This is a genomic window from Saccharothrix stipae (assembly GCF_054781895.1).
In genome coordinates this window covers 68,977-87,460 of record NZ_BAAGTN010000017.1, presented here as the reverse complement: position 1 = coordinate 87,460, position 18,484 = coordinate 68,977, and the positions used below count along the sequence as shown (strand labels likewise).

At 69.1% G+C, this 18,484-nt stretch carries 30 protein-coding genes; 28 read left to right on the top strand and 2 right to left on the bottom strand.

The window, feature by feature from the left end; translation table 11 throughout:
• From rplP to truA, 27 genes are all read left to right on the top strand, one after another.
• Positions 1–420: a 50S ribosomal protein L16 gene (rplP, locus tag ACYVLT_RS28285; protein WP_053715230.1), complete on the top strand. Its 420-nt coding sequence runs from the start codon at positions 1–3 to the stop codon at positions 418–420.
• On the top strand, positions 420–668 hold the full coding sequence (rpmC, locus tag ACYVLT_RS28280; RefSeq protein WP_033428581.1) for a 50S ribosomal protein L29: 249 nt from the start codon (positions 420–422) through the stop codon (positions 666–668). Before rplP ends, rpmC begins: the two co-directional genes overlap by 1 nt.
• Positions 665–946: a 30S ribosomal protein S17 gene (gene rpsQ / locus ACYVLT_RS28275; RefSeq protein WP_123745276.1), complete on the top strand. Its 282-nt coding sequence runs from the start codon at positions 665–667 to the stop codon at positions 944–946. The genes rpmC and rpsQ overlap by 4 nt, the downstream gene beginning before the upstream one ends.
• Before the next feature lie 83 nt (positions 947–1,029).
• A complete protein-coding gene (gene rplN, locus ACYVLT_RS28270; RefSeq protein ID WP_033436721.1) occupies positions 1,030–1,398 on the top strand; it encodes a 50S ribosomal protein L14 in 369 nt (122 codons plus the stop codon).
• 2 nt (positions 1,399–1,400) lie between these two features.
• Complete coding sequence (gene rplX / locus ACYVLT_RS28265; RefSeq protein WP_360789828.1) at positions 1,401–1,715, top strand: 50S ribosomal protein L24; 315 nt, start codon at positions 1,401–1,403, stop codon at positions 1,713–1,715.
• Positions 1,715–2,278: a 50S ribosomal protein L5 gene (gene rplE / locus ACYVLT_RS28260; RefSeq protein ID WP_461123238.1), complete on the top strand. Its 564-nt coding sequence runs from the start codon at positions 1,715–1,717 to the stop codon at positions 2,276–2,278. Before rplX ends, rplE begins: the two co-directional genes overlap by 1 nt.
• Positions 2,279–2,321: 43 nt before the next feature.
• Positions 2,322–2,507 (top strand): type Z 30S ribosomal protein S14, encoded by a 186-nt coding sequence (locus ACYVLT_RS28255; protein WP_053715226.1) that lies wholly within the window; start codon positions 2,322–2,324, stop codon positions 2,505–2,507.
• 126 nt (positions 2,508–2,633) lie between these two features.
• Complete coding sequence (rpsH, locus tag ACYVLT_RS28250; RefSeq protein WP_033428586.1) at positions 2,634–3,032, top strand: 30S ribosomal protein S8; 399 nt, start codon at positions 2,634–2,636, stop codon at positions 3,030–3,032.
• A gap of 17 nt (positions 3,033–3,049) precedes the next feature.
• The gene (gene rplF / locus ACYVLT_RS28245) at positions 3,050–3,589 is read left to right on the top strand and encodes a 50S ribosomal protein L6 (RefSeq protein WP_461123237.1); all 540 of its coding nucleotides are present in this window, start codon (positions 3,050–3,052) and stop codon (positions 3,587–3,589) included.
• Between the two features lies 1 nt (position 3,590).
• Positions 3,591–4,004, top strand: a complete 414-nt coding sequence (rplR, locus tag ACYVLT_RS28240; protein WP_461123236.1) for a 50S ribosomal protein L18 — start codon at positions 3,591–3,593, stop codon at positions 4,002–4,004.
• A 49-nt stretch (positions 4,005–4,053) separates the two neighbouring features.
• Entirely contained in the window at positions 4,054–4,659 is a 606-nt protein-coding gene (rpsE, locus tag ACYVLT_RS28235) for a 30S ribosomal protein S5 (protein ID WP_015105247.1), read from the top strand.
• A gap of 2 nt (positions 4,660–4,661) precedes the next feature.
• Positions 4,662–4,847 (top strand): 50S ribosomal protein L30, encoded by a 186-nt coding sequence (gene rpmD, locus ACYVLT_RS28230; protein WP_053715223.1) that lies wholly within the window; start codon positions 4,662–4,664, stop codon positions 4,845–4,847.
• Positions 4,844–5,287, top strand: coding sequence for a 50S ribosomal protein L15 (gene rplO / locus ACYVLT_RS28225; protein WP_360464736.1), 444 nt, complete (start codon positions 4,844–4,846; stop codon positions 5,285–5,287). The genes rpmD and rplO overlap by 4 nt, the downstream gene beginning before the upstream one ends.
• 257 nt (positions 5,288–5,544) lie before the next feature.
• Positions 5,545–6,135: a LysE family translocator gene (locus ACYVLT_RS28220; protein WP_461123235.1), complete on the top strand. Its 591-nt coding sequence runs from the start codon at positions 5,545–5,547 to the stop codon at positions 6,133–6,135.
• A 260-nt stretch (positions 6,136–6,395) separates the two neighbouring features.
• Positions 6,396–7,706 (top strand): preprotein translocase subunit SecY, encoded by a 1,311-nt coding sequence (gene secY, locus ACYVLT_RS28215; protein ID WP_360464741.1) that lies wholly within the window; start codon positions 6,396–6,398, stop codon positions 7,704–7,706.
• On the top strand, positions 7,706–8,257 hold the full coding sequence (locus ACYVLT_RS28210; protein WP_461123234.1) for an adenylate kinase: 552 nt from the start codon (positions 7,706–7,708) through the stop codon (positions 8,255–8,257). The genes secY and ACYVLT_RS28210 overlap by 1 nt, the downstream gene beginning before the upstream one ends.
• A gap of 50 nt (positions 8,258–8,307) precedes the next feature.
• Complete coding sequence (gene map / locus ACYVLT_RS28205; protein ID WP_461123233.1) at positions 8,308–9,081, top strand: type I methionyl aminopeptidase; 774 nt, start codon at positions 8,308–8,310, stop codon at positions 9,079–9,081.
• A 698-nt stretch (positions 9,082–9,779) separates the two neighbouring features.
• Positions 9,780–10,286, top strand: coding sequence for a DUF1707 SHOCT-like domain-containing protein (locus tag ACYVLT_RS28200; RefSeq protein ID WP_461123232.1), 507 nt, complete (start codon positions 9,780–9,782; stop codon positions 10,284–10,286).
• Between the two features lie 34 nt (positions 10,287–10,320).
• On the top strand, positions 10,321–10,710 hold the full coding sequence (locus ACYVLT_RS28195; RefSeq protein ID WP_461123231.1) for a DUF1707 SHOCT-like domain-containing protein: 390 nt from the start codon (positions 10,321–10,323) through the stop codon (positions 10,708–10,710).
• 160 nt (positions 10,711–10,870) lie between these two features.
• Positions 10,871–11,092 carry a translation initiation factor IF-1 gene (gene infA / locus ACYVLT_RS28190; RefSeq protein ID WP_005166804.1) on the top strand — a complete coding sequence of 74 codons (222 nt, stop codon included), beginning with the start codon at positions 10,871–10,873 and terminating at the stop codon, positions 11,090–11,092.
• A gap of 53 nt (positions 11,093–11,145) precedes the next feature.
• Positions 11,146–11,259: a 50S ribosomal protein L36 gene (rpmJ, locus tag ACYVLT_RS28185; protein ID WP_010148647.1), complete on the top strand. Its 114-nt coding sequence runs from the start codon at positions 11,146–11,148 to the stop codon at positions 11,257–11,259.
• A gap of 219 nt (positions 11,260–11,478) precedes the next feature.
• Positions 11,479–11,859 (top strand): 30S ribosomal protein S13, encoded by a 381-nt coding sequence (rpsM, locus tag ACYVLT_RS28180; protein WP_230566497.1) that lies wholly within the window; start codon positions 11,479–11,481, stop codon positions 11,857–11,859.
• 37 nt (positions 11,860–11,896) lie between these two features.
• Entirely contained in the window at positions 11,897–12,304 is a 408-nt protein-coding gene (gene rpsK, locus ACYVLT_RS28175) for a 30S ribosomal protein S11 (protein ID WP_033436732.1), read from the top strand.
• A gap of 23 nt (positions 12,305–12,327) precedes the next feature.
• On the top strand, positions 12,328–12,933 hold the full coding sequence (gene rpsD / locus ACYVLT_RS28170; RefSeq protein WP_053718426.1) for a 30S ribosomal protein S4: 606 nt from the start codon (positions 12,328–12,330) through the stop codon (positions 12,931–12,933).
• A gap of 145 nt (positions 12,934–13,078) precedes the next feature.
• Positions 13,079–14,131: a DNA-directed RNA polymerase subunit alpha gene (locus ACYVLT_RS28165; protein ID WP_123745287.1), complete on the top strand. Its 1,053-nt coding sequence runs from the start codon at positions 13,079–13,081 to the stop codon at positions 14,129–14,131.
• A gap of 58 nt (positions 14,132–14,189) precedes the next feature.
• Positions 14,190–14,768, top strand: coding sequence for a 50S ribosomal protein L17 (gene rplQ / locus ACYVLT_RS28160; RefSeq protein WP_461123230.1), 579 nt, complete (start codon positions 14,190–14,192; stop codon positions 14,766–14,768).
• A gap of 59 nt (positions 14,769–14,827) precedes the next feature.
• Positions 14,828–15,619 (top strand): tRNA pseudouridine(38-40) synthase TruA, encoded by a 792-nt coding sequence (gene truA, locus ACYVLT_RS28155; RefSeq protein WP_461123229.1) that lies wholly within the window; start codon positions 14,828–14,830, stop codon positions 15,617–15,619.
• Here the strand turns inward: truA and ACYVLT_RS28150 are convergent.
• Positions 15,585–16,532, bottom strand: coding sequence for a lysylphosphatidylglycerol synthase transmembrane domain-containing protein (locus tag ACYVLT_RS28150; protein WP_461123228.1), 948 nt, complete (start codon positions 16,530–16,532; stop codon positions 15,585–15,587). The genes truA and ACYVLT_RS28150 overlap by 35 nt on opposite strands.
• Positions 16,529–17,266: a PIG-L deacetylase family protein gene (locus ACYVLT_RS28145; RefSeq protein WP_461123227.1), complete on the bottom strand. Its 738-nt coding sequence runs from the start codon at positions 17,264–17,266 to the stop codon at positions 16,529–16,531. Before ACYVLT_RS28145 ends, ACYVLT_RS28150 begins: the two co-directional genes overlap by 4 nt.
• 49 nt (positions 17,267–17,315) lie before the next feature.
• On the opposite strand from ACYVLT_RS28145, the gene ACYVLT_RS28140 reads away from it, so the two are divergent.
• Positions 17,316–18,383, top strand: coding sequence for a glycosyltransferase family 4 protein (locus tag ACYVLT_RS28140; protein WP_461123226.1), 1,068 nt, complete (start codon positions 17,316–17,318; stop codon positions 18,381–18,383).
• Positions 18,384–18,484 lie beyond the last annotated feature (101 nt).

Genomic DNA, 18,484 nt, shown 5'->3' with positions numbered 1-18,484 from the left:
GTGCTCATCCCGCGCAGGGTTAAGCACCGCAAGCAGCACCACCCCGGACGGTCCGGTGCTGCCAAGGGCGGCACGAGGGTCACCTTCGGCGAGTACGGCATCCAGGCTCTGGAGCCCGCCTACGTGACCAACCGGCAGATCGAGTCGGCTCGTATCGCGATCACCCGGCACATCCGCCGTGGTGGCAAGGTCTGGATCAACATCTTCCCGGACCGCCCGCTGACCAAGAAGCCCGCCGAGACCCGCATGGGTTCCGGCAAGGGCTCGCCGGAGTGGTGGGTGGCCAACATCAAGCCGGGTCGGGTGCTCTTCGAGATGAGCTTCCCGAACGAGGCCGTGGCCCGCGAGGCACTGCGCCGCGCGATCCACAAGCTCCCGATGAAGTGCCGCATCGTTACGCGTGAGGGTGGTGAGTTCTGATGGCAGCGGGTACCACCGCTTCCGAGCTGCGTGAGCTCACCGAGGAAGAGCTCGTGCTGCGCCTGAGGGAGGCGAAGGAGGAGCTGTTCAACCTCCGCTTCCAGATGGCCACCGGGCAGCTCGACAACAACCGCCGCCTGCGCACGGTCCGGCACGAGATCGCCCGGATCTACACCGTGATGCGGGAACGGGAGCTGGGCCTCTCGGCCTCTCCCGACGCGGTTTCCACTGGTGAGGGTGCGGCATGAGCGAGAACAACGAAGTGACCACCGAGGTTCGCAACGACCGCAAGGTCCGCGAGGGCTACGTCGTGTCCGACAAGATGGACAAGACGATCGTGGTGGCGGTCGAGGACCGCAAGAAGCACCGCCGGTACTCGAAGGTCATGCGCTCCACCACCAAGGTGAAGGCGCACGACGAGGAGAACACCGCCGGTGTCGGCGACCGCGTGCTGCTGATGGAGACGCGGCCGCTGTCGGCCACCAAGCGCTGGCGACTCGTCCAGGTGCTGGAGAAGGCCAAGTAAGCCCGAGCAGAACGGGCACAGCAAACGACCGAGCCCGTCAGGTCGGAAATCTGGCGGGCCAGGAATGGTCAAGGAGCAGGTAAGTGATCCAGCAGGAGTCGCGGCTGCGCGTCGCCGACAACACCGGTGCGAAGGAAATCCTCTGCATCCGTGTTCTCGGTGGCTCGGGCCGCCGCTACGCGGGCATCGGGGACATCATCGTCGCGACGGTGAAGCAGGCCATCCCGGGTGCCGGCGTCAAGAAGGGCGATGTCGTCAAGGCGGTCATCGTCCGCACCGTCAAGGAGAAGCGCCGTCCCGACGGCTCTTACATCCGGTTCGACGAGAACGCCGCGGTGCTCATCAAGAACGACAACGAGCCGCGGGGCACCCGCATCTTCGGCCCGGTCGGTCGAGAGCTCCGCGACAAGAAGTTCATGAAGATCATCTCGTTGGCGCCGGAGGTGCTCTGACCATGAAGGTGAAGAAGGGCGACACGGTCGTCGTCATCGCCGGCAAGGACAAGGGTGCTCGCGGCAAGGTCATCATGGCCTACCCCGCTGAGAACCGCGTGCTGGTCGAGGGCGTCAACCGCATCAAGAAGCACACCCGGATCTCGCAGACCGAGCGCGGCGCGCAGTCGGGCGGCATCGTCACGCAGGAGGCCCCCATCCACGTGTCCAACGTGATGGTGGTCGACTCCGACGGCAAGCCGACCCGCGTGGGCTACCGGACGAACGACGAGGGCAAGCGGGTCCGCATTTCCCGTCGTAACGGGAAGGACATCTGATGACCACCGTTGAGAAGACCGTTCCGCGGCTGAAGGTTCGCTACCGCGAGGAGATCGTCACCTCGCTGCGCGAGCAGTTCGAGTACGCCAACGTCATGCAGATCCCGGGCGTGGTCAAGGTCGTCGTCAACATGGGTGTCGGTGACGCCGCCCGTGACGGCAAGCTGATCGAGGGCGCGGTCAAGGACCTGTCGATCATCACGGGCCAGCGGCCCGAGGTCCGCAAGGCCCGCAAGTCCATCGCGCAGTTCAAGCTGCGCGAGGGCATGCCGATCGGCGCGCGCGTCACGCTGCGCGGCGACCGCATGTGGGAGTTCCTGGACCGCCTGCTGACGATCGCGCTGCCGCGTATCCGCGACTTCCGCGGCCTCTCGGGCAAGCAGTTCGACGGCAACGGGAACTACACGTTCGGTCTCAACGAGCAGTCGATGTTCCACGAGATCGACCCGGACGCGATCGACCGTCCCCGCGGCATGGACATCACGGTGGTCACGACCGCGACCAACGACGACGAGGGTCGGGCGCTGCTGAAGCTCCTGGGCTTCCCGTTCAAGGAGCAGTGACCCTGATGTCCGCAGCCGAGCGTTGCAACAAGGAGAACTGATCATGGCCAAGAAGGCGCTGATCAACAAGGCCGCGGCCAAGCCGAAGTTCAAGGTGCGGGGTTACACCCGCTGCCAGCGTTGCGGTCGCCCGCACTCGGTGTTCCGCAAGTTCGGCCTGTGCCGGATCTGCCTCCGCGAGATGGCGCACCGGGGCGAGCTGCCCGGTGTGAGCAAGTCCAGCTGGTAGTCCGGCTCGGCGGCAGGTTTCTCAAGACTCATCACTTCGCTGTAGGCCCGTCCACGACCAGCCGGCCGCAAGGCCGGCTCGGACCCTGGCTGGGGAACCGCAGCGAGAAAGGTTGACCAGGTCACCATGACGATGACCGACCCGATCGCAGACATGTTGACGCGTCTGCGGAACGCGAACTCGGCTTACCACGACAAGGTCGTGATGCCGCACTCGAAGTTGAAGGCCAACATCGCCGAGATCCTCAAGCGCGAGGGCTACATCGCGAGCTACCGCGATGAGCAGGGCGACGTGGCCAAGAACCTGGTTATCGAGCTGAAGTACGGCCCGAACCGGGAGCGCAGCATCGCCGGCCTCCGCCGCGTGTCGAAGCCGGGCCTGCGCGTGTACGCGAAGTCGACCAACCTGCCGAAGGTGCTGGGCGGTCTGGGCGTCGCGATCATTTCGACCTCTGGCGGTCTGATGACCGACCGCCAGGCCAACAAGTCGGGCGTGGGCGGAGAAGTCCTCGCCTACGTCTGGTGAGGAAGGGGGACTAGGCAATGTCGCGCATCGGAAAACTGCCGATCACCGTCCCCTCCGGGGTCGACGTGAACATCGACGGCCAGGCTGTGAGCGTCAAGGGCCCCAAGGGCACCCTGTCGCTCAACATCGCTGAGCCGATCATCATCGAGAAGGCCGACGACGGCACTCTCGAGGTGAAGCGCCCGAACGACGAGCGTCGCAGCCGGTCGCTGCACGGCCTGTCGCGCACCCTGGTGCAGAACATGGTCGTCGGCGTCACGCAGGGCTACGAGAAGAAGATGGAGATCCACGGCGTCGGTTACCGCGTGGCGCTGAAGGGTTCCGACCTGGAGTTCGCGCTGGGCTACAGCCACCCGGTGAAGGTCGAGGCCCCCGCGGGCATCACCTTCGCGGTGGAGACCCCGACCCGCTTCTCCGTGTCCGGCATCGACAAGCAGCTCGTGGGCGAGGTCGCCGCCAACATCCGCAAGCTCCGCAAGCCCGACCCGTACAAGGGCAAGGGCGTGCGGTACGCGGGCGAGAAGATCCGCCGCAAGGTCGGAAAGACGGGTAAGTGACATGAGCGAGACTGCAACGAAGTCCGTTTCTTCGGGGCGGAAGCCGGTGGGCAAGGACATCTCGACCACTCGCCGGATCGCCAAGACGCGCCGTCACTTCCGCCTCCGCAAGAAGGTCAGCGGCACGGCCGAGCGCCCGCGCCTGGTCGTGCACCGCTCGTCGAAGCACATCACCGTGCAGATCATCGACGACCTCGCCGGCCACACCATTGCGGCGGCGTCCTCCGTCGAGGCGGACGTCCGGTCGGTCGACGGCGACAAGAAGGCCCGTGCGGCGAAGGTCGGCCAGCTGGCCGCCGCCCGTGCCAAGGACGCCGGGATCACCAAGGTGGTCTTCGACCGCGGCGGCAACGCCTACCACGGTCGGATCGCCGCTCTGGCCGATGCCGCTCGTGAGGCGGGGCTGGAGTTCTGACAATGAGCCTTACTTTTGGGCAAGTGAACCGAATTGAGAGGGACGCCTGATGCCAGGACGCACGCGTCGCGAAGGCGGCGGGGGCGAGCGCGGAGAGCGTCGCGACCGTCGTGACGGCGGCCGCGGCGGCGCGGCCCAGGAGAAGACCCCGCACCTGGAGCGCGTGGTTGCGATCAACCGCGTCTCCAAGGTCGTGAAGGGTGGTCGTCGCTTCAGCTTCACCGCGCTGGTCGTGGTCGGCGACGGTGACGGCATGGTCGGTGTCGGCTACGGCAAGGCCAAGGAAGTCCCGGCGGCGATCGCCAAGGGTGTCGAGGAGGCGAAGAAGAACTTCTTCCGCGTCCCTCGCATCGCGGGCACGATCCCCCACCCGGTGCAGGGCGAGAAGGCGGCCGGTGTCGTGCTGCTGCGCCCGGCGTCGGCCGGTACCGGTGTCATCGCCGGTGGTGCGGTCCGCGCGGTGCTGGAGTGCGCCGGCGTCCACGACGTGCTGAGCAAGTCGCTGGGCTCCGACAACGCCATCAACATCGTGCACGCCACGGTGGCGGCCCTGAAGGGCCTGCAGCGTCCGGAGGAGGTGGCGGCCCGCCGCGGTCTGCCGCTCGAGGACGTGGCTCCCGCCGGCATGCTCCGTGCTCGTGCAGGGGCGGTGTGACCATGGCCGAGCTCAAGGTGACCCAGGTCAAGAGCAGCATCGGTACCAAGCGCAACCACCGTGAGTCCCTCCGGACCCTCGGTCTGCGCAAGATCCGCCAGTCGGTGGTCCGCGAGGACACGCCGCAGGTGCGCGGTTTGATCCACACCGTGCGCCACCTGGTGGTCGTCGAGGAGGTCCAGTCGTGACCATCAAGATCCATGACCTGCGTCCGGCCCCCGGCGCCAAGACCGCGAAGACCCGTGTCGGTCGCGGTGAGGGCTCCAAGGGCAAGACGGCCGGTCGCGGTACGAAGGGCACCGGCGCGCGGAAGAACGTTTCCCCGCGCTTCGAAGGTGGCCAGATGCCGCTGCACATGCGCCTGCCGAAGCTGAAGGGCTTCCGCAACCCGTTCCGCACCGAGTACCAGGTGGTGAACGTGTCCGACCTCGCCCGGGTGTTCCCGGAGGGTGGTCGGGTGGACGTGGACGCGCTCGTCCACGCGGGCCTGGTGCGCAAGAACGAGCTCGTGAAGGTCCTCGGCAACGGTGACCTGGACGGCGTCAAGCTCGACGTCGTGGCGAACAAGTTCTCCGGCAGCGCGGTCGAGAAGATCGCCGCCGCCGGTGGCACCACCACCGTGCTCTGACGCACGAAGCACTGCCGAACGGCCCCGGAGCCTCCCGCTCCGGGGCCGTTCGCGTCGGTGGGGTCGACCGCTGGGTTTTTGACTTTTGCCGGCCGCGCCTGGAGCTGTCCCGCCGGCGGTGGTGACGCGGTCGCCGTGCCGCTGACGACACGCGGTTCCGGGGCCGCCGATGACGCGGTCGCCGGGCTGTCGACGCTGCTGAGACGCGCGTTCGCGGAGGGCGTAAAAGCGGTGGCGGGCCGGGTTAGCGTGCCCGTATGTGGCTCGCGGTCTTCTTCGGCGCCTCGGTCCTGGTCGCGCTGACCCCTGGCGCCAACAACCTCCTGGGCATGCACCACGGGGTCCACCACGGTCCTTTGCGGGCCGCTACGGCGCTCCTGGGCCGCCTTGCGGCCTTCTCCCTGATGGTCGGCGCGGTCGTGGCGGGGCTCGGTCCCGTCCTGGCGGCGAGTCACACGGCCCTGACCGTGATCAAGTGGGCCGGTGTCGCGTACCTGGTCTACCTGGCCGTGCGCATCCTGACGACCGAGGACCGGGGCGGGAAACCGGTGGCCAGGGGCACCCCGCTGCGCAAGGAGTTCCTGGTCGCGATCACCAACCCCAAGGCGTTGCTGATCTTCACCGCGTTCGTGCCCCAGTTCGTCGACCCTGGTCGCGGCTCCATCCCGGGGCAGCTCGCGATCCTCGGCGCGGTCTACCTGGCGGCGGAAGCGCTGGCCGGGGTCGGGTACGTGGCGCTGGGCGCGGGCATCCGGAAGGCCGGGCTGACCAGGCGGGCCAAGGCCCGGTTGGACCGGGGCACGGCGGCCGTCCTGCTCGGCATGGCGGGCCTGCTCGCGACCAGCTGAACTTGATCCATTCGGGGGCTTGCGGGCCGCCGTAGTCGGTCGGGTACGAAGTGTGAGGGGCGACTGGCTACGGCGATCGGCCAAGCGGCTGTTAAAGTCGCGGGCTGAACCCGGATGCCCTCCGGGTCGGTCGCGGCTATCCGTCGCTTCCGCCACCGTCGGCGATGGGTCGACGGCATGTCCGCAAGACTGTGCCGGCAACACAGCCGGCACCGCAGGATGCCGACCCCAGTGGGGCGGCAACGCTGATGGAGGTTCGCGTGCTCGGCGCATTCCGCTCGGCTCTCGCGACGCCGGACCTACGCAAGAAGATCCTCTTCACACTGGGGATCGTCGTGGTGTACCGGTTGGGCGCCACCATGCCCGCGCCGGGCGTCTCCTTCAAGAACGTCAAACAGTGTGTCGAGTCGGTCGACCAGCAGGGGATCTACTCGCTGATCAACCTGTTCAGCGGCGGCGCGCTGCTGAACTTGTCGATCTTCGCGCTCGGCATCATGCCGTACATCACGGCGAGCATCATCGTCCAGCTGCTCACCGTGGTGATTCCGCGGTTCGAGCAGCTGAAGAAGGAAGGGCAGGCGGGTCAGGGCAAGCTGACCCAGTACACCCGCTACCTGACCATCGCGCTGGCGGTCCTGCAGTCCACGGGCATCATCGCCCTGGCCGTGCGCGACCAGCTGTTCCAGAACTGCGAAGTGCCGGTCATCCCCGACGAGAGCATCTTCAACCTGGTCGTCCTCGTGGTCGTGATGACCGCGGGCACCAGCGTGATCATGTGGCTCGGTGAGATCATCACCGAGAAGGGGATCGGCAACGGCATGTCGCTGCTGATCTTCACCGGCATCGCGGCGCGCATCCCGATCGAGGGCAAGATCATCCTCGACCGCGGTGGCCTGACGTTCTTCCTGGTCTGCGTCGCGGCCCTGCTGATCATCGCGAGCGTCATCTACGTGGAGCAGGCCCAGCGCCGCATCCCGGTCCAGTACGCCAAGCGCATGATCGGCCGCCGGATGTACGGCGGCACGTCGACGTACCTGCCGCTGAAGGTGAACCAGGCCGGTGTCATCCCGGTCATCTTCGCCTCGTCGCTGCTGTACCTGCCCGACCTCATCTCGCGCCTCACCACGTCCACCGACGGGTCGGCGCCGAACTGGTGGGAGAGCTTCGTCGCGACGCACCTGGTGAGCCAGTCCAGCCCGGTGCACATCGCGCTCTACTTCCTGCTGATCGTCTTCTTCACGTACTTCTACGTCGGCATCACGTTCAACCCGGACGAGCGTGCGGACGAGATGAAGAAGTTCGGTGGGTTCATCCCGGGCATCCGGCCGGGCCGTCCCACCGCCGAGTACCTCCGCTTCGTGTTGGGGCGGATCACGCTGCCTGGCTCGCTCTACCTGGGCATCGTCGCCATCCTGCCGAACCTGTTCCTCGACCTCACCGGTCAGGGCCAGAACCAGAACTTCCCGTTCGGCGGCACGGCGGTGCTGATCATGGTCGGTGTCGGGCTCGACACCGTGAAGCAGATCGAGAGCCAGCTCATGCAGCGCAACTACGAAGGGTTCCTCCGCTAGTGCGACTCGTTCTCGTCGGCCCGCCCGGTGCGGGCAAGGGCACCCAGGCCACAACGCTCAGCCGCGAGCTCGGCGTGCCGCACATCTCCACCGGGGACCTCTTCCGCGCCCACATCAGTCAGCAGACCGATCTGGGCAAGGAGGTCCAGGAGTACCTGGACTCGGGCGAGCTGGTGCCGGACGCGGTCACCAACGAGATGGTGCGCGTCCGGCTCTCGCAGCCGGACGCCGCCGCCGGCTTCCTGCTCGACGGCTTCCCGCGCAACACCGCTCAGGCGGGCGTGCTCGGCGAGATGCTGGCGGTCGACGGGCACAAGCTGGACGCGGTGCTGGAGTTCCGGATCGACGAGGACGTCGTGGTCGAGCGGTTGCTCGCCCGCGGTCGCACGGACGACAAGGAAGACGTGATCCGGCACCGCCAGCAGGTGTACCGCACGGAGACCGCGCCGCTGCTCGACTACTACGCCGACGTCGTCGTGACCATCGACGCCGTCGGTGAGGTCGACGAGATCAGCGAGCGCGCTCTGCGCGCCTTGCGCGACCTGAAGTGAGCGGTGGACTTGTCGATGCGCTGCGTCGGGTCGTCTCCGGTCGGGATCGCATGATCGAGGTCAAGAGCCGCGGCCAGCTGGAGGCCATGAGGGCCGCCGGCCTGGTCGTGGCGCGCACGTTGGCGCTGCTGGCCGCGCACACCAAGGCCGGGGTCAGCACCGCCGAGTTGGACGAGCTGGCGGAGCAGAACATCCTGGACGCGGGCGCGATCCCGTCGTTCAAGGGCTACCACGGGTTCCCGGCCTCGATCTGCGCGTCGGTGAACGACCAGGTGGTCCACGGCATCCCGAGCCGCACCCAGGTGCTCGCGGAGGGTGACCTGATCTCGATCGACTGCGGCGCCATCCTGGATGGCTGGCACGGCGACTCGGCGATCACCCTGCCGGTGGGTTCGGTGACGGACGCCGAGCTGAAGCTGTCCGAGGCCACGCGGGCGTCGATGCTCGCCGGCATCGAGGCGGCGGTGGCCGGTGGTCGGCTGAGCGACATCTCGTTCGCGATCGAGTCGGCCACGATCCTGGCCGGCGAGGAGCACGGCGTCGAGTACGGGATCGTGGAGGGCTACGGCGGCCACGGAATCGGCACGAAGATGCACATGGACCCGTTCCTGCCGAACCAGGGCAAGCCGGGCAAGGGGCCGCGGTTGAAGCCGGGCATGGCGATCGCGATCGAGCCCATGCTCACGCTCGGGACCGAGCGGACGGTCGAGTTGGACGACGGTTGGACCGTCATCACGACCGACGGCTCGCGTGCCGCGCACTGGGAGCACTCGGTGGCGATCACCGACGACGGCCCCTGGGTCCTCACCGCCCTCGACGACTGAGCTCTGAGTTTGGGTTCCGGACCCCGGAGCTCCGAGCCCTGGACCCCTGAGTTCTAAAGATCAAAAGCGTCCTCGCCGGACGGGCAGATCAGCAGGATGACGGGCCTCGCGGTCGACTCCTGTCCCAGCGTGTGCCGGGGTCCGTGTCATCCCGCCGACCTCCACAAGGGCAACCACACGTGTCAAGGGGGCCGTCCCAGCCCATCGTTCCTGTTGGGCCGCAGGTGCCCCCTTGACACGCGCGGTTGGGCAGAGCCAGGTCGGCGGGATGACACGGCCCCCTCCTTTGAGGGAGAACCCTGCCAGTGGACCACCGGTGGTGTGTGCGGCCGCCGATGCTTTTCCTCCCAAAGGGAGGGGTTCGTGTCATCCCGCCGACCTGGCGCAGCCCTACCGCGCGTGTCAAGGGGGCGTTGTCCGGTCTTGCCCGGTGTGGGTCCCTTGCCGCCCCCTTGACACGTGTGGTTGCCCTTGTGGAGGTCGGCGGGATGACACGAAGCCCGGACCAACGACGCGACAGGGACTTACCGCCCGAACCCCGTCATCCTGCTGATCTGCCCGTCCGGCGAGGACGCTTTTAATCTTTTGCCCTTGCCCTTGCCCTTGCCCTGCCCTTGCTCACCCCCACCGTTCGGCCGCCGCGAAGCGGGGGGTTAGCCCCATGTCCCCGGACAGGTTCGCCGCGTCACGATGTACGGGTGACCCAGCCTGTGCGGCCCGAGGACATCCGGGCCTCCGACGCCGAACGCGAACTGGTCCAGCAGTGGCTGCACCGCGCGCACGCCGACGGCAGCCTCGATCTCGCCGAGTTCGACGCCCGCGTCGTGCGCACCTGGGAGGCCAAGACCCGGGGCGAACTGGCCTCCCTCACCGCCGACCTGCCCAACGTGCCGTCCGCGCCGTCCACGCCCTTCGCACCTCCCACCTCCGCTGCCCCGCTCACCCCGAAACGGGCCAAGGCGAACGGCGGGCGCAAGGCGATGAAGGTGCTCACCACCATCTGGCTGAGCGTCAGCGCGCTGAACTTCGCCCTCTGGCTGCTCGTCAGCCTCCTCGCCGGCGAGGGTTTCGTGCACCCGTGGTTCCTCTGGGTCGCGGTGCCGCCGGGAACGGTGCTCGGCGTCATCTGGTGGTCCACCCGCCCGAGCGCCACCTACCCCACCACTCACCCCACCACCTACCCGACCTCCCACCCCGAACGGTAACGCTGTTACCATTACGGTGAAGGGAGGTGTCCACGTGAACGAGTCCTTCATCCGGGCAGCCGACAACGATCGGGCCGCGGTCGCCGAGGAGCTGTTCCGCGCGCACGCCGAGGGCAGGCTCACCCTGGCCGAGTACGACGAGCGCACCCGCGCCGTCTACGAGGCCCGTACGTACGCCGAGCTCAACGCCCTGACCGCCGACCTGCCGCACGACGTGCCCCCGCCCGCGAAGCGCCGGTCGAGCACCCTGGTCCGGGTCATGACCAGCGCGTGGTTCGCCGCGAGCTCGATCAACTTCCTCATCTGGGGCATCATCAGCCTGTCCACCGGCGAGGCGCTGTACCCGTGGTGGATCTGGGTCGCCGGCCCCTGGGGCCTGGTCCTCGTGGCGGGTCGCCTGGCCCGATTTGGGCCTCGGCGCTGACGCGCGTAGTATGGACAGGTGGCGCATACGTCGCGCCGGTTCCGTCATGCCCGGGGACATCGTCCCCGCAGCTGACAGGGTTCGCAAGGGCCTGAAGGAGTCGGGGTGCCGCGTGCCCGCACTCCAGAAGTAACACCCACCGTCACGAAACGCGGAGGACATGGGCAAGAAGGACGGGGCCATTGAGGTCGAGGGCCGCGTAGTCGAGCCGCTCCCCAACGCGATGTTCCGCGTCGAGTTGGAGAACGGTCACAAGGTCCTGGCACACATCAGCGGCAAGATGCGTCAGCACTACATCCGCATCCTCCCTGAGGACCGGGTTGTCGTGGAGCTCTCGCCCTACGACCTGTCCCGCGGGCGCATCGTCTACCGCTACAAGTGACCTCCGGCGCGCCCCAGCACGGGCGCACCGGCTGACGCAGGAGAAGCTCAGGCGTGAAGGTCCAGCCGAGCGTCAAGAAGATCTGCGACAAGTGCAAGGTGATCCGCCGCCACGGCCGGGTCATGGTGATCTGCGAGAACCTGCGCCACAAGCAGCGCCAGGGCTGACCAGCACCGACGAGCACGAGTCGAGTCTTCACCGACGCGACACGAGTAAGCCTCCTCGCACCTGCCGCACACCACGCACCACGTGCGGCACACCCCCGGACTCCAGGCCGGGGCCGGGACACCGGTCGCGAGAGCGACCGGAACTGACACAGCGAGTCAGTCCCGGGATCGGGCGAGGAGCAGACCTGGAGCGACACCACTGTTAGGAGCAAGCGCCGTATGGCACGACTCGCTGGCGTCGACCTCCCCCGCGAAAAGCGGTTGGAGATCGCGCTCACCTACATCTTCGGCATCGGTCGGACGCGCTCGAAGGAGCTGCTGACCGCCACCGAGATCTCCCCGGACATCCGGGTGAAGGACCTCGGTGACGACGACCTGGCGAAGCTGCGGGACTACATCGAGAACCACTTCAAGGTCGAGGGTGACCTCCGCCGCGAGGTTCAGGCCGACATCCGCCGGAAGATGGAAATCGGCTGCTACGAGGGGCTGCGGCACCGTCGCAACCTGCCCGTCCGCGGGCAGCGCACCAAGACGAACGCGCGCACTCGTAAGGGTCCGAAGAAGACCGTCGCCGGCAAGAAGAAGGCCGGAAAGAAGTAAGACCTCGCGTCTCTAGCAAGTAGGAGTTCACCCAGACATGCCACCCAAGTCCCGTACGGGCGCCGGGGTCAAGAAGGTCCGGCGCAAGGAAAAGAAGAACGTCTCGCACGGCCAGGCGCACATCAAGAGCACGTTCAACAACACCATCGTGTCCATCACGGACCCGATGGGCAACGTGATCAGCTGGGCGTCCGCCGGCCACGTCGGCTTCAAGGGCTCTCGCAAGTCCACGCCGTTCGCCGCGCAGATGGCCGCCGAGAACGCCGCCCGCAAGGCCGCCGAGCACGGCATGCGCAAGGTGGACGTGTTCGTGAAGGGTCCCGGCTCCGGCCGCGAGACCGCGATCCGTTCGCTGCAGGCCGCCGGTCTCGAGGTCGGCACCATCCAGGACGTGACCCCGCAGCCCCACAACGGCTGCCGCCCGCCCAAGCGGCGCCGGGTCTGAGGCACGGGGAGGAGTAAGACAACATGGCTCGCTATACCGGACCGGCCACTCGCATCTCGCGCCGTCTCAAGGTCGACCTCGTCGGCGGGGACCAGGCGTTCGAGCGTCGTCCTTACCCGCCCGGCCAGCACGGCCGCGGTCGGATCAAGGAGTCGGAGTACCTGCTCCAGCTCCAGGAGAAGCAGAAGGCCCGCTACACGTACGGCGTCCTGGAGAAGCAGTTCCGGCGCTACTACGAGGAAGCGGTTCGTCGCCCCGGCAAGACCGGCGAGAACCTGCTGCAGATCCTGGAGTCCCGGCTCGACAACGTGGTGTACCGCGCGGGTCTCGCGCGCACCCGTCGTCAGGCCCGCCAGCTGGTCAGCCACGGTCACTTCATCGTGAACGGCCAGAAGGTCAACATCCCGAGCTTCCGGGTGTCGAAGTTCGACATCATCGACGTGAAGCCGAAGTCGCTGCCCACGCTGCCCTTCGAGGCCGCGCGTGCTTCCTTCGGCGACCGGCCGATCCCGGCGTGGCTCCAGGTCGTGCAGTCCAACCTGCGCATCCTGGTCCACCAGCTGCCGGAGCGGGCGCAGATCGACACGCCCGTCACCGAACAGCTGATCGTCGAGCTCTACTCGAAGTGATCCTCCTGGAGGGGCGGCCCCCGGCCGCCCCTCCAGTCGGGTCCCGCGGCGGCGCGAAATGGTGTGCCGCATGCGTTTGCCGGTCTCCGCGACCGGCTTCCACGACGTCAAATAGCGGGCGTCGGGGTTAGAAGGGAAGAACCCAGTGCTGATTTCCCAGCGTCCCTCGCTCAGCGAGGAAGCGGTCAACGAGACCCGCTCCCGGTTCGTCATCGAGCCGCTGGAGCCGGGCTTCGGCTACACCCTCGGCAACTCGATTCGCCGCACCCTGCTGTCGTCCATCCCCGGCGCGGCCGTGACCAGCATCCGCATCGACGGTGTGCTGCACGAGTTCACGACCGTCCCCGGTGTGAAGGAAGACGTCACCGACATCATCCTCAACCTCAAGGAGCTGGTCGTCAGCTCCGAGGAGGACGAGCCGGTGACCATGTACCTGCGCAAGCAGGGGCCGGGCGCGGTGACCGCGGGCGACATCGTGCCTCCGGCCGGTGTCACCGTGCACAACCCCGACCTGCACATCGCCACCCTGAACGGCAAGGGCAAGCTGGAGATCGAGCTCGTGGTCGAGCGCGGTCGCGGCTACGTCCCCGCCGTGCAGAACAAGCAGGCCGGTGCCGAGATCGGCCGCATCCCGGTCGACTCGATCTACTCGCCCGTCATGAAGGTGACCTACAAGGTCGAGGCCACCCGTGTCGAGCAGCGGACCGACTTCGACAAGCTGATCCTCGACGTCGAGACCAAGCCGTCCATCACGCCGCGCGACGCCGTCGCGTCGGCCGGTAAGACGCTGGTCGAGCTGTTCGGCCTCGCTCGCGAGCTGAACGTCGACGCCGAGGGCATCGAGATCGGCCCCTCGCCCGCCGAGGCGGACACCATCGCGGCGTTCGCGATGCCGATCGAGGACCTGGACCTCACCGTCCGGTCCTACAACTGCCTCAAGCGCGAGGGCATCCACACCGTGGGCGAGCTGGTCTCGCGCAGCGAGGCGGACCTGCTGGACATCCGCAACTTCGGTGCGAAGTCGATCGACGAGGTCAAGATGAAGCTCGTCGGCCTCGGCTTGGCGCTGAAGGACAGCCCCCCTGGGTTCGACCCGTCGGCCGCCGCGTCCGACTACCCGGCCGAAGGCTGGGGCACGGACACCGCCGTGGACACCCACGACGACGGCCAGGACTACGCGGAGACCGAGCAGCTCTGAGGCCGCTTAGCGGCCGGGCCGGAGCAGAGGATCAGAAAGAAATCCGAGGAGCAATTCGATGCCCACCCCCACCAAGGGACCCCGTCTCGGGGGCTCGCCGGCCCACGAGCGGCTGATGCTGGCCAACCTGGCCACGTCCCTGTTCACCCACGGTCGGATCACGACCACCGAGGCGAAGGCGAAGCGGCTGCGGCCGTACGCCGAGAAGCTGATCAGCAAGGCGAAGGTCGGTGACCTGCACAACCGTCGCGAGATCCTCAAGGTCATCCGCGACAAGGACATCGTGCACAAGCTGTTCGCCGAGATCGGTCCGCAGTTCGCCGACCGCCCCGGTGGCTACACCCGCATCACCAAGACGCTGCCGCGCAAGGGCGACAACGCCCCCATGGCCGTGATCGAGCTGGTCGCGGAGTCCACCGTCACCTCCGAGGCGGAGCGCGCCCGCAAGACGAAGTTCGCCAAGGACCAGGCCCCCAAGGCCGTCGAGTCCGACGCGACCAAGTCCGAGGACGTGCAGGACCAGGACGCCGAGGCGCCCGAGTCCGCCACGAAGGACGCCGCCGAGGAGCCCGCCGAGGGCGCTTCGGACGAGGCCGCCGAGGCCCCGAAGGCCGAGGACAAGAAGGACGAGTCCTGACGGACGCGAACCTCACCGACGAGCCCGTCGTTCCCGCTGGGGACGACGGGCTCGTTCGTGTGCGCCTGGACCTGGCCTACGACGGCACGGAGTTCTCCGGGTGGGCGCGCCAGCCCGGCCGCCGCACGGTGTGCGGCGTGCTGGAGGACACCCTGTCGACGGTGCTGCGCGAGGACGTGCGGCTGACCGTGGCGGGCCGCACGGACGCGGGTGTGCACGCGTCGGGGCAGGTGGCGCACGTCGACCTGCCCGCGTCCGCCGACGTGGCGGGCCTGCCCAGGCGCCTGGCCCGCGCGCTGCCCGCGGACGTCCGGGTGTTCTCGGCGCGGGTGGTGCCCGCCGAGTTCGACGCGCGGTTCGCCGCGTTGCGCCGGCACTACGAGTACCGGGTCACCGACGCCGCCTCCGGCGCGCACCCGTTGCGGCGGCTGGACACGCTGGCCTGGCCGCGTCCGCTGGACCTGGACGCGCTGAACGCCGCGTCCCGGCTGCTGCTGGGCGAACGGGACTTCTGCGCGTTCTGCAAGCGCCGCGAGGGCGCGACCACGATCCGCGAGCTGCAACGCCTGGAGTGGGTGCGCGACGGTGACGTGCTGACCGCGCACGTGTCCGCGGACGCGTTCTGCCACTCGATGGTGCGCAGCCTGGTCGGTGCGCTGCTCGCGGTGGGCGAGGGTCGCAAGCCGGTGGCCTGGCCCGCCTCGCTGCTGTCGCTGGCCGCGCGGTCCAGCGAGGTGGCGGTGGCGCCGCCGCACGGGTTGGCGCTGGTCCGGGTCGACTACCCGGCCGACGACGAGCTCGCCGCGCGGGCCGCGGTCACCCGGAACGTGCGCGGCGCACCGACCAGCTGAGCCAGACCGCACCGCCCAGCGGTATCTCCACCAGGTAGGTGAAGAACGCGAACAGCAGCACACCCGCCACGGCCGGTGCGGCGGGCGTGCCGAGGCTGATCAGCAGCGCGATGGTGCCGTTCTCGGTGACCCCGACCCCGCCGGGGGTGATCACGGCCAGCGTGAGCAGCCTGCTCACCGCGAACGCCGCGACCGTCGACCCCAGCCCCAGGTGGACCCCGGCGGCGGCCAGGCACCACCACAGCAGCACGCCCTGGAGCAGCAGGTAGGCGAGCATCCCCGCGGTCATCTGCCGCCAGCTCGTCCTGATCACCTGCGCGGTCTGCCTGCGCAGCCGCAGCAGGAACCGGGTGGCGCGGCCGCCCAGCAGCCGGCCGAGCACCCGCATCCGCAGCACCAGGACCACCAGGGCCACCAGGACCAGCAGCCCGGCGACCGCCGTGACCGTCGCGGCCAGGACGCCGTTGCCGAGCACCACCGCGCCCTGCACGACCAGCGCCACCAGGGGCAGCGCGGCCCGGGACAGCGCGTTCCACAGGCCGCTGACGATCGTCGACGTGGTGATCGCGCGGGCGGAGTGGCCCCAGCTCGACGCCATCACCGCGGTCACCGCCACCCCGGCCGCGCCGCCGAACGGCAGCACGTTGCTGATCGCGCTGCCCGCCGCGTTCAGGCTGAACGCCTGGGTGTTGCGCAGGCCGGGCAGCGAACCGGTGAGCACGTAGGTGTAGGCCCAGAGCCCGGCCAGCCACAGCACCGTCAACCAGAGGGCGGTGCCGGGGCCGATCTCGCACAGCTGCGCGCCGACGGCCGTCCACGCCACCCCGCCCACGGCGGGCACCAGCGCGACCACCAGCCACGCCGCCAGGCCGAGTGACGCCAACGACGCGGTGACCCGCCACCACGACCTCACCTCGCGCACCACCGCGGGCGTTCGACGTACCACTCGGTGCCCAGGACCACCTGGAACAGCGGCGGCGGCAGCCGGAGCAGCGCGGCCAGCGTGCGGGTCGACTCGCCGCCGGTGGTCTGCGTGGCGTGCGCCGCCATGGCCGCCCGCTTGACGTGCGCGTACCGCCGGACGTCCACCGAGTGGGTGATCTCCGCGCGGGCGGTGTAGGCCTTCTCGAACGGGGCCAGGTCGAACCGGCGGGCGAGCCTGAGCAGCCGCAGGCCGCGCAGCAGCCAGGTGCGGTCGACCGTCGCCTCCCACACGCGGGGCGTGCCGGCGAGTTCGGCGGCCAGCGTGCCGACCCGGTGCACCTGGACGTGGTCGGGGTGCCCGTAGCCGCCGTGCGGGTCGTAGGTGGTCAGCAGGTCGGCGCGTTCCTCGTGCAGCAGTTCGGCCAGCCGCGCCGCGGCCTCGCCCACGTCGGCGCGGGCGAACCCGTGCCGACCGTCCAGGCCGGAGTCCGGGTAGCCCAGGAACTCCACCCGCGCGCAGCCGAGGACGCGTGCCGACGCGTGGGCCTCCCTGGTGCGGACGGCGCCGAGATCGGTGCCGTGCGCGCTCAGGCCCCGTTCACCGGCGGTGGCGACGACCAGCACCACGCGGTGTCCCTCCCGCGCGAGGCGCGCCATCGTGCCGCCGGTCAACAGGGCTTCGTCATCGGGGTGGGCGTGGAAGAAAACGCACGTTCGGCTCACGAGTGCAAGAGTGTCAGTTGATCCGTTCGGCGGCTTGACGGGAGCGCACTTGTCCACCATCCACGTCACCGACTGCTTCCTGCCCCGACTGGGCGGGATCGAGGTGCAGGTATCCGGGTTGGCGCGGGAGCAGGCGGGCGCCGGCGAGGACGTGCACGTGGTGACCGCGACCAGGCTCGCGTCGCCGGGTGACGGGTATTCGGTGCACCGGATCGCCGTGCGGCTGCCGTGGGACCTGCCGGTGCACCCGCGGGCGGGTGCGCACCTGGACCGGGTGCTCGGCTCCCTGTCGCCGTCGGTGGTGTACGTGCACGTGGGCGCGGTGTCGCCGTTCGCGTGGTCGGGGGTGCGGTCGGCGTTGCGGCTGGGGCTGCCGACGGTGGTCGTGGTGCACAGCATGTGGGACCCGGTGGTGCAGCGGTGCTACCGGGTGCTGGACCGGCTGGTGTCGTGGAGCACGGCGCGGGTGGCGGTGGCGGCGGTGAGCCGGGCGGCGGCGGACCGGGTGCGCGCGGTGGCGCCGGGGGTGCCGGTGGGGGTGGTGCCGAACGGGATCGTGCCGTCGGCGTGGCGGGGGATCCCGACGCAGCGGCCGGACGACGCGGTGCACGTGGTGTCGGTGGGCCGGCTGGCGGCGCGCAAGGAGCCGCTGGCGTTGCTGCGGGCGTTGCGGGCGGTGTCGGCGGACGTGCGGTTGCGGGCGACGGTGGCGGGTTCCGGGCCGGAGATGGCGGTCCTGCGGCGGTACGTGGAGCGGCACGGCATGGGGTGGGTCAGCCTGCCCGGCCGACTCGACCGGCGGGGCGTGGGTCACCTGCTGGCCGGTGCGGACGTGTTCGTGAACGCGGCGTCGCAGGAGGCGTTCGGGCTGGCGGCGCTGGAGGCGCGGACGGCGGGGGTGCCGGTGGTGGCGCGGCCGGGGACGGGCGTGGCGGACTTCGTGCGGGACGGGGTGGAGGGCGTGCTGACCCACGACCTGGCCGCGGGAATCGCCCGCCTCGCGACCGACCGGGAGGAACGGCTGAGGATCGCGACGCACAACCGGACCACCGAACCGACCGACTGCACGTGGCCGCGGGTGCTGGAGGCGTTGCAGTCGTGCGCGGCCCGGGTGTGAGCTCAAGGTCGGGGTGCGGGAAGACCGAGGTCCTCGTCGACCACGTACGTCTCCGCCTCGGGCTCGAACCGGTAGGCGGTCAGGTTCGCGCCGCAGCGCAG

Bases quoted from the DNA above. Each gene is read 5' to 3' on its own strand.
- rpmC (WP_033428581.1), top strand. From the start codon at position 420: ATGGCAGCGGGTACCACCGCTTCCGAGCTGCGTGAGCTCACCGAGGAA.
- rpsQ (WP_123745276.1), top strand. From the start codon at position 665: ATGAGCGAGAACAACGAAGTGACCACCGAGGTTCGCAACGACCGCAAG.
- rplX (WP_360789828.1), top strand. From the start codon at position 1,401: ATGAAGGTGAAGAAGGGCGACACGGTCGTCGTCATCGCCGGCAAGGAC.
- rplE (WP_461123238.1), top strand. From the start codon at position 1,715: ATGACCACCGTTGAGAAGACCGTTCCGCGGCTGAAGGTTCGCTACCGC.
- ACYVLT_RS28255 (WP_053715226.1), top strand. From the start codon at position 2,322: ATGGCCAAGAAGGCGCTGATCAACAAGGCCGCGGCCAAGCCGAAGTTC.
- rpsH (WP_033428586.1), top strand. From the start codon at position 2,634: ATGACGATGACCGACCCGATCGCAGACATGTTGACGCGTCTGCGGAAC.
- rplF (WP_461123237.1), top strand. From the start codon at position 3,050: ATGTCGCGCATCGGAAAACTGCCGATCACCGTCCCCTCCGGGGTCGAC.
- rplR (WP_461123236.1), top strand. From the start codon at position 3,591: ATGAGCGAGACTGCAACGAAGTCCGTTTCTTCGGGGCGGAAGCCGGTG.
- rpsE (WP_015105247.1), top strand. From the start codon at position 4,054: ATGCCAGGACGCACGCGTCGCGAAGGCGGCGGGGGCGAGCGCGGAGAG.
- rpmD (WP_053715223.1), top strand. From the start codon at position 4,662: ATGGCCGAGCTCAAGGTGACCCAGGTCAAGAGCAGCATCGGTACCAAG.
- ACYVLT_RS28220 (WP_461123235.1), top strand. From the start codon at position 5,545: ATGTGGCTCGCGGTCTTCTTCGGCGCCTCGGTCCTGGTCGCGCTGACC.
- map (WP_461123233.1), top strand. From the start codon at position 8,308: ATGATCGAGGTCAAGAGCCGCGGCCAGCTGGAGGCCATGAGGGCCGCC.
- infA (WP_005166804.1), top strand. From the start codon at position 10,871: ATGGGCAAGAAGGACGGGGCCATTGAGGTCGAGGGCCGCGTAGTCGAG.
- rpsM (WP_230566497.1), top strand. From the start codon at position 11,479: ATGGCACGACTCGCTGGCGTCGACCTCCCCCGCGAAAAGCGGTTGGAG.
- rpsK (WP_033436732.1), top strand. From the start codon at position 11,897: ATGCCACCCAAGTCCCGTACGGGCGCCGGGGTCAAGAAGGTCCGGCGC.
- rpsD (WP_053718426.1), top strand. From the start codon at position 12,328: ATGGCTCGCTATACCGGACCGGCCACTCGCATCTCGCGCCGTCTCAAG.
- rplQ (WP_461123230.1), top strand. From the start codon at position 14,190: ATGCCCACCCCCACCAAGGGACCCCGTCTCGGGGGCTCGCCGGCCCAC.